Annotated in this window: 6 protein-coding genes and 1 pseudogene; all 7 read right to left on the reverse strand. The window is 74.3% G+C overall.

Going from position 1 to position 13,013, the window contains the following annotated elements; all coding sequences use genetic code 11:
* Positions 1–950, reverse strand: a pseudogene (locus OUY22_RS31930) (permease); the annotation flags it as partial.
* A 16-nt stretch (positions 951–966) separates the two neighbouring features.
* Positions 967–1,671, reverse strand: a complete 705-nt coding sequence (locus OUY22_RS31935; RefSeq protein WP_270158970.1) for an ABC transporter ATP-binding protein — start codon at positions 1,669–1,671, stop codon at positions 967–969.
* Positions 1,668–2,600 carry an ABC transporter ATP-binding protein gene (locus OUY22_RS31940; RefSeq protein WP_270158972.1) on the reverse strand — a complete coding sequence of 311 codons (933 nt, stop codon included), beginning with the start codon at positions 2,598–2,600 and terminating at the stop codon, positions 1,668–1,670. Before OUY22_RS31940 ends, OUY22_RS31935 begins: the two co-directional genes overlap by 4 nt.
* Positions 2,601–2,652: 52 nt before the next feature.
* Positions 2,653–4,101, reverse strand: coding sequence for a condensation domain-containing protein (locus tag OUY22_RS31945; protein ID WP_270158973.1), 1,449 nt, complete (start codon positions 4,099–4,101; stop codon positions 2,653–2,655).
* Positions 4,098–4,352 carry an acyl carrier protein gene (locus OUY22_RS31950; RefSeq protein WP_270158974.1) on the reverse strand — a complete coding sequence of 85 codons (255 nt, stop codon included), beginning with the start codon at positions 4,350–4,352 and terminating at the stop codon, positions 4,098–4,100. The genes OUY22_RS31945 and OUY22_RS31950 overlap by 4 nt, the downstream gene beginning before the upstream one ends.
* The gene (locus tag OUY22_RS31955; RefSeq protein ID WP_270158975.1) at positions 4,349–9,883 is read right to left on the reverse strand and encodes a non-ribosomal peptide synthetase/MFS transporter; all 5,535 of its coding nucleotides are present in this window, start codon (positions 9,881–9,883) and stop codon (positions 4,349–4,351) included. Before OUY22_RS31955 ends, OUY22_RS31950 begins: the two co-directional genes overlap by 4 nt.
* Positions 9,880–13,013 (reverse strand): amino acid adenylation domain-containing protein (locus tag OUY22_RS31960; RefSeq protein ID WP_270158976.1); only part of this gene is annotated, 3,134 nt, incomplete at its 5' end. The genes OUY22_RS31955 and OUY22_RS31960, both read right to left, overlap by 4 nt.

Raw genomic sequence — 13,013 nt, forward strand, 5'->3', positions numbered from 1 at the left:
GCGAGAGCGGCCGCGGTCAGGACGAGCCCGATGCCGCCGACGGCGAGCACGGCGGCCGTGGTGACCCGCTGCTGGTCGTGCGCGGCCAGCAGGGTCGCGGGCAGCGCGGAGGCGACGCGCTGGATGCGCACCCGGTCGCCGAGCGTGCGCCCCAGCCGGCGGTCGGCGCCGAGCAGGGCTTGGGTGACGGCGTCGAGGTCGCGGCGGTCGGGGTCGGACAGGTCAGGGCGGGCGGTGATCTCCAGCCGGTCGAGGGTGGAGCCGCCGCCGAGCAGGTCGGCGAGGTCGACGACGAACGGCCCGTACGCGTGAACCGGCCGCGCGGACCGGCCGTCGCGGTAGGCCGGCTCGTGGCCGGTGGCGGCGAGGGGGTCCCGCTCCCACCCGGCGCCAGGCAGCGGGCGGACGATCCCGACCACGCTCACCTCGATCCCCTGGTCGGGGTCGTCGGCCAGTTCCGCGCCGAGGCCGACCCGGCTGCCGACGGTCAGACCGAGCCGCCGCGCGGTGCCCTCCAGGACCACGGACTCCGCCGGCGCGGCGCCCGCCCGAGGCAGCCGTCCGTCAACCAGCTGGACACGGGCCGGCAGGTCCTCCACCCCCGACAGGTACGCCACCGCCGGGACGCCGGCGCCGGGGAGCGCCCGCATCACGGACGACGCGCGCGCGGCCGTCGTCGTCGCGAACGGGGCCAGGGCCGAGGTCAGCACCGCGCGGGTGTCGTCGGCGACGGATCCGGCGTGCTCGCCGCGGACGGTGACGGTGTAGGCGGTGACGTCGATCCGGTCGGCGGTGGCGCGGGAGGCGGAGGTCTCCAGCGCCCGCTCGGCCGTACGGGTGAGCAGGAGGGCGCAGGTGCCGAGCAGCGTGGGGCCGACCACGGCGACGGCCAGCAGGGCCGCCAGCAGGGGCCACTGCGCCCGGGCTCGCCGGGCGGCCAGCCTCAGCACGGGCGGCCCTCGCCGATCAAGAATCGTCCCGGCCGCCGGGGCGGGCGTCGAGCCGCCCGTCGCTGATGCGGATCACCCGATCGGCCAGCGCGAGCATCGTCGGGTCGTGCGTCGAGACCAGCGCCGTCACCCCCTCCGATTCCACCACCCCGCGTAACAGCGCCATCACCGACAGGCCGGTCTCGGCGTCCAGCTGCCCGGTCGGCTCGTCCGCGATCAGCAGCCGCGGCGAGGCGGCCAGCGCCCGGGCGATCGCCACCCGCTGCTGCTGCCCGCCGGACAGCTCATCGGGAAGCTGTGCGGCATGGGCGGCGAGGCCCACCAGGTCCAGCAGCAGCGCGACCCGCCGCTCACGTTCCGCCGGCGGCACGCGGGCCAGCCGCAGCGGGGCGCCGACGTTCTCCGCGGCCGACAGCACCGGGATCAGGCCGAAGGTCTGGAAGACGTACGAGACCTTCTCCCGCCGGAGCAGGGACAGGCCGTCCTCGTCGAGGGCGGTGACGTCCGTGCCGTCGACGAGGACGGTGCCGGAGTCCGGGCGGTCCAGGCCGCCGATGACGTTGAGCAGCGTGGTCTTGCCGGAGCCGGACCGGCCGACGAGGGCGGTCATGGTGCCGGACGCGAGCTCGAACGTCACGTCCCGCAGCGCGTGCACGGCGGTCGCCCCGCTGCCGAACCGGCGATGCACGCCGCGCACGCTGACCAGGGGCCCGCCGTTCATCCGGCCTCGCCGCCGTCGGGGCGGATCGCGACGTGGTCGGCCTCCAGGACCAGCCGGACCCGGCGCGTCAACGCCAGCGCCTCCCGGTAGTCGCGCGGCACCTGCACCCGCCCCGCCCGGTCCATCACCGCGTACTCCTCGGCGATCATCCGCTGGGCGCCGTCGTCGCCGGTGGAGGTGCGCCGCAGCACCTCGCTGCTGGTGCGCCCGTCGCGGATCGCCACCGTCCGCTCCACCTGCCCGCTGACCGCGGGATCGTGGGTCACGACCACGACGGTGACGCCCAGCCGCCGGTTGACCTCGCGCAACAGCCCGAACACCGCGGCCGACGTGGCGCTGTCCAGCTCGCCCGTCGGCTCGTCGGCCAGCAGCACCCTGGGCTCGTTGGCGAGGGCCACCGCGATGGCCACCCGCATCTGCTGCCCGCCGGACAACTGCGCGGGCCGCCGCTCGGCGCAATCGCCGACGCCGAGCAGGTCCAGCAGCTCGGCGGCACGCCTGCGGCGCACCCGGGCGGGGGTGCGGGCCGCGGTCATCGGCAGGTCGACCATCTGCCGGGCGGTCAGGTACGGGATGAGGTTCGCGGCGGTCTGCTGCCGGACGAACCCCACGGTGTGCCGCCGATATCGGACGCGATCGGCCCGCGACATGTCCAGCAGATTCCACCGGTCGACCCGTACGCGTCCGGCGGTGGGCGCGTCGACCCCGGCCAGGATGGACAGCAGCGTCGACTTCCCCGACCCGGACGCGCCGACGACGGCCACCATCTCCCCGCCGTCCACGACGAGGTCCAGCCCCTGCAGCGCCTGCACCTCGACCGACCCGGACTGGTAGATCCGCACCAGGCTCTCGCACACGATCAGCGCGTCCTGCCCGAACTCCGGCGCCTTCGCGGGAGGCCGCGGCAGGGACAGGGGCGAGTCGGACATCCCCCTCCTCAACCGGGCGCGGGCGGTGCTCCGGCGCCAGACTCTATCGTTCTCACCGATCGGGCCCAAGGCCCTTCGCGCCGCGGATCTCACCGTGCGCCCGCACGAGATCCCTGACGGCGGCGAGCGGGACGTCCTCGGTGAGGCCGCGGACCAGCAGGGTCTCGACGCCGAGCAGCATGGCTCGCGCCGTCTCCCTCGGCAGGTACGCGGTGTCGACGATGAGGCTGAGCCGGCCGGTGCCGGGGTCGGTCCCCAAGGTGAAGAACACCTTGAACCGGACCCCGGGCCAGGCGTTCGTCACGTACGTGCGGGTCCGCGCCGTGAGAGGGGTCAGGTCCTCGCCGGGGGCGAGGCGGGGCAGGTTCGGCCAGGTTCCGTCGCCCCGCCTGTCGTTGAAGAAGGCGTCCAGGTCCGGCTCCCGGCCCCTGACGCGGCCGATCTCCGCGCGCATGGCCTGCATCTCGAACGGGTCGTAGTGGGCGTTGCGGTAGGCCATGAGGGCGCTGCGATGCGCGGCCAGGCAGGTGTCGGCGAAGCCGGTTCCGGGCAGGTCGAGCACGAGCAGGCCGTCCTGGCCCACGGTGGCGACCAGGGGACGGGTGCGGGGATCGCGCCGGTTGCTGTGGACGAGCTGCATGACCGCCCGCGGCCGTCCGCTCACGACCGCCAGCACGGTGGCGCAGGCGGCCATGACCACGCTCGTCGTGCTGATCGTCAGCCGCTCGGCCTGCCGGACGGCCGCCGCCGCGAGCGCCACCGACTCCATGCCGACCTCGATGAACCGCGGCTCCTCCGGCTCGCCCGGCGGATGGTCGAACACCTCCAGCGGGACCGTTTCGAGCACCGAGCGCCAGTAGCGGACCGACCGCCGCGAGCGCCTCAGGAACGGCTCCTCACGCTCCAGCGCCGCCTGTTCCATCGGCTGCCACTCGGGCGGCGGCAGGTCGTCCCCTCTCAGCAGCGCCCGCCACTCGGCGGACAGCAGGCTCAGCGCCTGGAAGTCCACCGCCAGGTGCGAGAAGACGAACGCCAGGGCTCTCGGCCTGCCGTCGGCGAGCACGACGACGCAGCGCAGCGGCAGGTCCTCGCCGTGGGCGAAGACCGTCGTGCCCAGCTCGGCGGCGATCCGCTCGGCGGTGGCCAGCGGCCCCTCCGGGCCGGTCACCGCCAGCTCCACGGTCAGCTCGCCGCCGCGCGCCACCCGCTGCACCGGGCCGTGCGGGGTGTCGGCGAAGGTGGTGCGCAGGCTTTCGTGGCGTTCGAGCATCCGGCGCAGCGCGGCCAGCACGGTCGCCAGATCGCGCCTGCCGTGGACCGGCAGCACCCACGGGCAGTTGAGGAAGGACTGGCTGGGACCCATGAGGTGGACGGCCCGCCACATCAGCCGCTGCCCCCAGGTCAGCGGCGCCTCGCCGCCCCGCGTCCCGCTGAACGGCACCGAGGCGGTCGCCGGAGCGGTCGCCGGGGTGGTCATCGGGGTGGTCGCAGGGGTGGTCATCGGGTGTCCAGCAGGTCCGACACGTGGGCGGCGAGAGCGTCCACGCGGTCGAAGGCGGACAGGTCGCCGCCGAGATCGACGTCCACCCCGAAGGCGTCCTCGATCGCGTCGACGAGCCGGATCCACGCCAGCGAGGTCAGGCCCAGCGCCGACAGCGAGTGCTCGCCCGCGAGCGCCTCCTCGGCGCTGATCTCCCCGTCGGACACGGCGGCCACCAGGTCCGCGAGCCTGCGTTCCAGGTCGCCGCTCACCGCGCGCCCTCGCCGCGTCCCGGCGCGGCCGTCCTGTCGACGACCGCCTGGTGTCGTCCCGTCATGTCATTCTCCTTGGATCGCAGGGCTCGTACGCCGACCAGGTCGTCGGCGACGGCGTCGGGGACCTCGCGGTCGAAGCGGGCCAGCGCGGGGACGCGCATGGCGGCCAGCGCGATCGCCACGATGACGAGGCCGAAGAGCACGTACATGAATCCGATGCCGCGGCCGGGTCCGGTGCCGATGACCGCCCCGACCGTGGAGGCCAGCGCGCCGCCGTCCAGCAGCAGCGGGTCGAGCAGCGAGGCCGCGTACGGGGCGACGAGCCCGTAGCCGATCGGCAGCGTGGACCAGGCGATGAGCGTGTTCATCGCGAACACCCGGCCGTGGAACCGCTGCGGCACCTTGACCTGCACGATCGTGGTGTAGATGCCGTTCAGCAGGGTGATCCAGAGCGTGATGCCGCACACGCCGGCGGCGATCACGGCCAGGTCTGCGCGCAGGCCGGTGAGCAGGCAGAAGCAGCCGAGGACGAGGGTGCACAGCAGCACCCCGCGCAGGCGAAGGCGGCGCGGGCCGCCCCAGATGATCATGACGAGGGCGCCCGCGAACGTCCCCACCCCGGCCAGGAAGGAGATCCTGCCGACGTCGGACAGCTCGGCGAAGGCGAGCACCAGCGGCGAGAACATCAGCAGCAGCGGTGCGAGGAACACGTTCAGCACCACGAAGAACAGCAGCATGGCCACGAACCCGCGATGACCGAGCGCGTACCGCAGCCCGCCCAGGATCTCGTTCTTGATCGACTCCCGGCGCCGCCAGGGCATGGTGGCCGGGAACCGCACCACCAGCAGGGTGACGATGGCGACCGCGTAGCCGATGACGTCGAGCAGGAGGATGCCGCCGAGCCCTATGGTGGACAGCAGGCCGACGGCGAAGAGGGGCACCAGGAGCTGGGCGGTGCCGGTGCCGAGCTGCGTGACGCCGACGGCGTGCCCGAGAAGGTGCTTGGGCACGAGCTGCGGCACCGCCGAGAAGTACGCGAGCCGCTGGAACGTGAGCGCGACGGACAGGCAGCCCAGCAGCGGGTAGATCAACTCCACGGACAGGTTCCCCGTCCACAGCAGCACGCCGAACGCGAGCTGGATCGCGAACGCGGCGACGTCGCCCGCCAGCATCACCCGCCGCCGGCTCGTCCTGTCGATGATCGCCCCGGCGATCGGCGCGACCAGCATCCCCGGCACCAGGCCCACGACCGCCATCAGGGCGAACTTCGCCACCGACCCGGTCGTGGTGTAGATCCACAAGGGTACGGCGAATTCCGTCAGTGCCGACCCCGTCATGGACACGAGCTGGCTCAGCGCGACGGCGAGGAAGCGCGGGATGCCGGGCCGCACCCCGGCCGGGGCCGGCAGCGTGTCGGAGTGGGACAAATCGTGCAACCACCAGGTGCGGTCGCCGGTCCCTGCCGGTTCCGCTTCGGGTTCCGCTGCGGTTTCCTCCGGGGCCGGGTGGGCCGGTTCCTCCAGACTCCGGTGGACGGTGGTGACGATCTCGGCCAGCTCTTGCGCCCGATATTTCAGGAAAAAGTGTCCTGCTTCCGCGAGCACGACCACCGCCGTCACCGACGTCAGGAAGTGCCACTCGCGGAACCGTTCCTGGTAGTAGTCCGTCGCCGGGTCCTCGGAGCCCACGATGCTGATCACCGGGGCGCGCAGCCGTCGCGTGCCCGACTCGAACAGGCGGGTGTAGTACTCCTCGGCCTCCCGCGAGTCCCGGCGCATGTTCCGGACGATGCGGCGGGCCTGCGCGGGGTCGAGGTCGCTCATGTCCACGCCCTGCGAGATCAGCCAGTTGACGTAGCGCTGGTCGCTGCGGAGCCGCTCGGCCTCGGCGATCCTGGCGATCCGCGCCATCACCCGGCCGCGCGGGCGGGCGAACGGGAAGATCCCGCCGATGTAGACGCCGTCGAGGTCCCTGCCCGCGGCCTCCAGCCTGCGGGCGATCTCCACGGTCAGGGCCGAGCCGACGCCGCAGTGGCCGTACAGGGCGATCGGGCCTTCGACCTTCTCCAGGATCTCGCGCACGCACCCTTCGGCGAGCTCGTCGAACGACAGCCTGTCCTCGTCGACGCCCACGTCGTGGCCGGGGATCGCCACCGACCACAGCGCGTGCCCGTCCGGCAGCGCGTCCGCGAGCGGCTGGTAGACGACGGCGCTGCCGCCCCCGTACGGGACGCACACGTAGCTCAGGACCGGGCTCAGGCTGCGGGCGGCGGTGAGCCGGTGCAGCAGCGCGCGGGGGCCGCGCCGGTCCGCCGGGGTGTCGGCGAGCGCGGCCAGCTCACGGACGGTGCGGTGTTTGAACACGTCCATGACGCTGACCTCGGCGCCCGCCTCCTGCCGCAGCCGGGCCACCACCTGGGTCGCGAGCAGGGAGTGGCCGCCGAGGTCGAAGAAGTCGTCGGCCACGCCGACCGCCTCGACGCCGAGCAGGTCGCCCCAGATGGCGGCCAGCGTCCGTTCTGTCGGGGTGTCCGGGGCGATGAACTCGACCGCGGCGTCCCTGGCGGCCACGGGCGCGGGGAGCCGTCGGCGGTCCAGCTTGCCGTTGGGGCTCAGGGGCAGGGCGGCGAGGGTGACGTAGCCTGCGGGGACCATGTAGTCGGGCAGCGTCTTCTTCAGCTCGGCCCGGAGTGCCCCATGGTCCAGAGCCTGGTCCAGGGCGTCCGTGCCGGTCAGACCGGCGTTCGGGGTGACGTAGGCGACCAGGCGGTCGTCGCGGACGATCACGGCGGCGTCCCCGACGGCGGGCAGGGCGCGCAGGGCCGCCTCGATCTCGCCGGGCTCGATGCGCAGGCCGCGCAGCTTGACCTGGGCGTCCAGCCGGCCGAGGAACTCCAGGACTCCGTCGGGGCGGCGCCTGACCAGGTCGCCGGTGCGGTAGAGCCGCGATCCCGGCGGGCCGTACGGGTCCGGCACGAACCGCTCGGCCGTCAGGGCGGGACGGTTCAGGTAGCCCCTGGCCAGGCCGGCGCCGCCGATGAACAGCTCGCCCGGCACCCCGATCGGCACCGGTGACAGGGCGGCGTCCAGGACGTACAGGGTGGTGTTGGCGATGGGGGCGCCGATCGGGACGCGGGCCGCCGAGGTGAGGGTGCCGGGCAGGCAGTGCCAGGCGGACACGTCCACGGCCGCCTCGGTGGGCCCGTACAGGTTGTGCAGCTCGGCGTCGGGGAGCGTCGCGACGCAGCGGCGGGCCAGGTCGGCGGGCAGTTCCTCGCCCGAGCAGATCACCCGCCGCAGCGAGCCGCGGCCCGCGCCGCCGCTCTCGGTGGCGCCGCCGCTCTCGGCGAGGAAGACGGCCAGCATCGACGGGACGAAATGGACGGTGGTCACGCCTTCCGTGGCGATCAGTTTGCGCAGGTACGCGGCGTCCTTGTGGCCGCCCGGCGTCGCGAGCACCAGCCTCGCGCCGCAGCGCAGCGGCCAGAACAGCTCCCACACCGACACGTCGAAGCTCAGCGGCGTCTTCTGCGCCACGACGTCCGCGTCGTCCAGCCGGAACCGTTCCTGCATCCAGTCGAGCCGGTTGGCGATGCCGCCGTGGGTGTTCGGCACGCCCTTGGGCCGGCCGGTGGAGCCGGAGGTGTAGATGACGTAGGCGACGTCGCCGGGCCGCACCTCGGGAAGCGGGCCGGAGCCGCCGGTCCAGACGTCCGGATCGTCCAGGTCGAGGATGGTCGCGGTGGTGTCCGGCAGCGACGGGCGGATGCCGCTCTGGGTGAGCAGCACGGCCGGCGCGGCGTCCGCCAGCATGAACGCCACCCGGTCCGACGGATAGTCGGGGTCGATCGGCAGGTAGGCCGCCCCGGCCTTGAGCACGCCGAGCAGGCCGGGCAGCAGCTCCAGCGAACGTTCGGCGCACACGGCGACCACCGACCCGGGGCCCGCACCGAGGCCGCGCAGCGTGCGGGCGATCCGGTCCGCCGCCGCGTCCAGCTCGCCGTACGTCAGCGCCCGCCCTTCGAAGCGGACCGCGACCGCGCCGGGCGTGCGCGCCGCCTGCGCCTCGATGGGACCGTGCAGCGTGGCCTCGCCGGGGAAGGCGGTGGCGGTGTCGTTCCACGCGTCCAGGACCAGGCGGCGTTCGTCCTCGCCGAGCAGGTCGATCCGCGAGAGCCGGGTGTCCGGCCGGGCCGCGACCCGGTCCAGCAGCGTGCCCAGGTGCCCGGCGAGGCGTTCGACGGTGTCCGGCTCGAACAGGTCGGTGTTGTAGACGAACATGCCGCCCGAGTCGTCGCCGACGTACAGCTCCAGGTCGTACCGGGTCGCCCAGGCGTCCACGGGGAAGCCGGCCACGGTCAGCCCGGCGGGCGGGTCGACGGCCGCGTTCCGGTAGTTCTGCATCGCGAACATGACACCGAACAGCGGCGACCTGGACACGTCGCGCGGCAGGTCCAGCTCCGAGACGAGCTGCTCGAACGGCAGGTCCTGGTGGGCGAAGGCGTCCAGGACGGCGTCGCGCACCCGGTCGAGCAGCTCGGCGAACGCCGGATCGCCCGTCAGGTCCACCCGCATGGTCAGCATGTTCACGAAGCAGCCGATCACGCCGTCCAGCTCCGGCACCTGGCGGCCGGCCACCGGCGATCCCACGGCCACGTCCTCGACGCCCGCGTACCGGCCGAGCAGCGCGGCGAGCGCGGCCAGCATGACCATGTACGGGGTGGCGCGGTGCTCGCGCCCGAGCCGGGCCAGCCCGGCGGCCGCCTCAGGGCCCAGGGAGAACGGGTGCGCGGCGCCGGCGTAGGTGCGTTCCGGCGGGCGGGGCCGGTCCGTCGGCAGGTCCAGCGGCTCCAGGCCGGCCAGCCGGTCCCGCCAGAAGTCCAGGTCGCGCCGGGAGGGAGCCAGGCCGCGCTGCCAGGCCGCGTAGTCGCCGTACCCCACCTGCGGGACGGGCGGCGTGCGGCCCTCGTAGCGGGCGAAGACCTCGCGCATCAGCACGTCGGCCGACCAGCCGTCGGCGGCGATGTGGTGCACCGCGACCACCAGCACGTGGTCGTCGTCACCCAGCCGCACCAGCAGCGCCCGCGCCACCGGGCCCGTCACCAGGTCGAACGGGACCGCCAGGAACCGCTCGGCCAGCGCCTTCGCGGCGGCCTCGTCGGGCGCGTCGCGCACGGTCAGCGGGAACGTCGCGTCGTCGGCGAGGACGACGCGCGGCCGGCCGTCCCCGGTGTCGGGGAAGCGCATGCGCAGCGCGTCGTGCCCGGCCACGACGGCGTCGAGCGCGGCGGCCAGGGCGGCGGCGTCCAGCGGGCCGCGCAGCCGCAGCCTGATCGGGATGGTGAGCTGGGTGGTGCCCGGCGCGAACTGCTCCAGGAACCACAGCCGCTCCTGCGCGTGCGACAGCGGCGGCGGCTCGCCGGCAGGGCGCGCGGGTATGGTGGGGCGCGCCACCGCCGCCGCCCCGCGCCGCAGCCGCTGCGCCAGCAACGCCTGCTTGGCCGCCGACAACGCCTCGGAGTCGGTCACTCCCCCACCTCCAGCAGCTGTGCCGCCTCGGCGTCGGTGAGCGAGGAGAGCTGCTCGATCACCAACTCCTCGACCGCGGTCGCGAGCCCGGCGACGGTCGGCCGGTCGAACACCGTGCGGATCGGCACCTCCACGTCGAGCGCGTTGCGCAGCAGCGCCGTGACCCGGGCCGCCAGCAGGGAGTGCCCGCCCAGCGCGAAGAAGTCGTCGTGGACGCCGACCGCCTCGACGCCCAGCAGCTCGCCCCAGATCCCGGCCACGAGCGCCTCGGCGTCCGTGCGCGGCGCCACGAACTCCGCGACGGGGCCGGGCCCCGGCGCGGGCAGGGCCGCCACGTCCACCTTGCCGGTGATCGTGAGCGGCAGCGCCGGCAGGCTCACCCAGGCCGTGGGCACCAGATGGGCCGGCAGGGCCGCGGCCAGATGCGCTCGCAGCTCGTCCGGCTCGGCCGGCCCGACCACGTACGCGGCCAGCCGCTCCCCGTCCGCCGTCACCACCACCTGGCGGACGCCCGGATGGGTCAGCAGGGCGGTCTCCACCTCACCCGGCTCCACCCGGAAGCCGCGGACCTTCACCTGGGCGTCGAACCGGCCGAGGAACTCCAGGGTCCCGTCCGGCAGCCGCCTCACCCGGTCGCCGGTCCGGTAGAGCCTGGAACCCGGCGGGCCGTCAGGATCGGGGACGAACCGCTCGGCCGTCAGCTCCGGGCGTCCCAGGTAGCCCCTCGCCAGCCCCTCCCCGCCCAGGCACAGCTCGCCGGGGAAGCCCGGCGGCACGGGCTCGCCGTACGGGCCGAGGACGTGCGCCGTCGTGCCGCCGATCGGCCGGCCGATGGGCGGGCGGCGGACGGTGTCCGCCTCGCCGAGGTCGGCGGCCGTGGCGATGACGGTGGCCTCCGTCGGCCCGTAGGTGTTGACCAGCCGGACCCGGTCGCCGAACCTGTCCCGCCACCTGGCCACCGCCGCCGCGTGCACCTGTTCGCCGCCGAGTATCACCAGCCGCAGCGGCTCCGGCCAGGCCACGCCGTCGAGCGCCTCGGTGAGCCGGTGCCAGTAGGCGGTGGGCAGGTCGAGCACGGTGACCTGGCCACCGGCCGGGGTGCGCAACACGTCCGGCAGCGACGCGCCGCCGTCGGGCAGGAGCAGCACGCCCGCGCCCGTGGTGAGCGCCGGGTACAGCTCCTCGGCGTGGGCGTCGAAGCTGAGCGAGGCGAACTGCGCGACCCGGTCGTCCGGCCCGATGCCGTACGCCTCCCGCATCCAGCGCACCCGCCCCGCCAGGCTGCCGTGCTCGACCAGCACCCCCTTCGGCCTGCCCGTCGACCCGGACGTGTAGATCACGTACGCCGGGTCGTGCGGCTCGACCGGGCTCCAGCCGCACGGGGGGTCGCCGTGATCGGAATCGTCGGCGGGCACGAGCACGACCGTCTCCCGCGGCAGCCTCGGCGCCAGGTCGGCGTCGGTCACCACCAGGCGGGCGCCACTGTCGTCGACCAGGAAAGCGAGCCGTTCGTCGGGGTAGTCGGGGTCGAGCGGCAGGTACGCCCCCCCGGCCCGCCACACGGCCAGCAACGCCACGACGGCCTCGGCCGATCGGCGCAGGCAGACGCCGACCACGCACCCCGCCGCGACCCCGCGCCGCCGCAGGGCCGCCGCGAGCCGCGCCACCCTGGCGTCGAGCCGCGCGTAGCTCATCGCCTCGCCGCCCCACAGCAGCGCCGTGGCGTCGGGGGTGGCGGCGACGGCCCGCTCGATGAGCGCGGGCACCGTTTCCGAGTCGTCCGGGACGACCGCCCTGGAGGTTGTCAGCACGGCCGCGTCGGCGGCCGTCAGCATCGGCAACCGCGAGATCGGGGTGCCGGGGGCGTCCGCGATGCCCCGGAGCAGCACCTCGAACCGCGCGGCCAGCCCTTCCATGGTGGCCGCGTGATACCGGGTGGCGTCGTACCCGAGCACCGCGAGCAGCCCCTGCTCGTTGCGCCATGCCTCCAGGGACAGATCGAACTTCGTCTGGCGGTAGCCCCCGTCGAACAGCTCCACCCCGAGGTCGCCGACCCGCTCCGGCGGAGTCCCCTCCCCCGCCTGACTGTGCAGAATGATCATGGTGGCCAGCAGCGGGTTGCGGCGGAGGTCTCGCGGCACGCCCAGCTCGCCGATGAGCCGTTCGAACGGCACGGTCCGGTGGGCGTGCGCGTCGAGCACGGTACGGCGGGTCGCGTCGAGCAGGTCGGAGAAGACCGGGTCCTCGGTGAGGTCGCCGCGCAGGACCAGCGTGTCGGTGAGGTACCCGATGACCGGTTCCAGCTCCATCCGGTCCCGGGTCGCCCACGGCGTGCCGACCAGGATGTCTCCCTGCCCCGTGTGCCGGGCCAGCAGCGCCTGGTAGGCGGCCACCAGCACCATGAACAGCGACGCGTTGTGCTCCTGCGCCAGCCGCTCCAGCCGGGACACCAGCTCCGCGGGCACCAGGAACGAGTGGAACGCGCCCTCGGGCCGCTCCCCGCCGGGCAGGTCGGCGGGCAGCTCCAGCAGGGGCGGTTCGGCGAGCTGTTCACGCCAGTAGGCGAGCGCCTCCTCGGCGGCCTCGCCGGAGTCCCGTTCCCGCTGCCACAGGGCGATGTCGCCGTACTGGACCCGGAGCGGCGCGAGCTCCGCCTCCTCGCCCCGCACCCGGGCCAGGTAGAGGGCGAACAGGTCGTCGAACAGGACCCCCAGCGACGACCCGTCCGCGATGATGTGGTGCAGCACGAAGCAGAGCACGTGGTCGTCCGGCCCGAGCCTGAGCAGGCTGATCCGCAGCGGCGGCGCGCCGGCCAGGTCGAACGGCGCGTTCGTGCGGTCGGCGACCAGCCGCTTCGCCTGTTCCTCCGCGTCGGGCGAGCCCTCCAGGTCGAGGCGTTCGCAGGACACGGGGGCGGGCGGATGGACGACCGCGACCGGCTCGCCGTCCACGTCGGCGAACGACGTGCGCAGGCTCTCGTGCCTGGCCACCACCGCGTCCAGCGCCTCCCCCAGCGCGCCGGTGTCCAGCTCGCCCCGCAGCCGCAGCACCAGGTACATGTTGTACGAGGCGTCGCCGGGGTCGAACCGCTGCAGGAACCACAGCCTTTCCTGCACGAACGACAGCGGCG

Source organism: Nonomuraea corallina (genome assembly GCF_027620315.1).
Lineage (GTDB): Bacteria > Actinomycetota > Actinomycetes > Streptosporangiales > Streptosporangiaceae > Nonomuraea > Nonomuraea corallina.

Bases quoted from the DNA above. Each gene is read 5' to 3' on its own strand.
- OUY22_RS31945 (WP_270158973.1), bottom strand. From the start codon at position 4,101: ATGACCACCCCTGCGACCACCCCGATGACCACCCCGGCGACCGCTCCG.
- OUY22_RS31935 (WP_270158970.1), bottom strand. From the start codon at position 1,671: ATGAACGGCGGGCCCCTGGTCAGCGTGCGCGGCGTGCATCGCCGGTTC.
- OUY22_RS31940 (WP_270158972.1), bottom strand. From the start codon at position 2,600: ATGTCCGACTCGCCCCTGTCCCTGCCGCGGCCTCCCGCGAAGGCGCCG.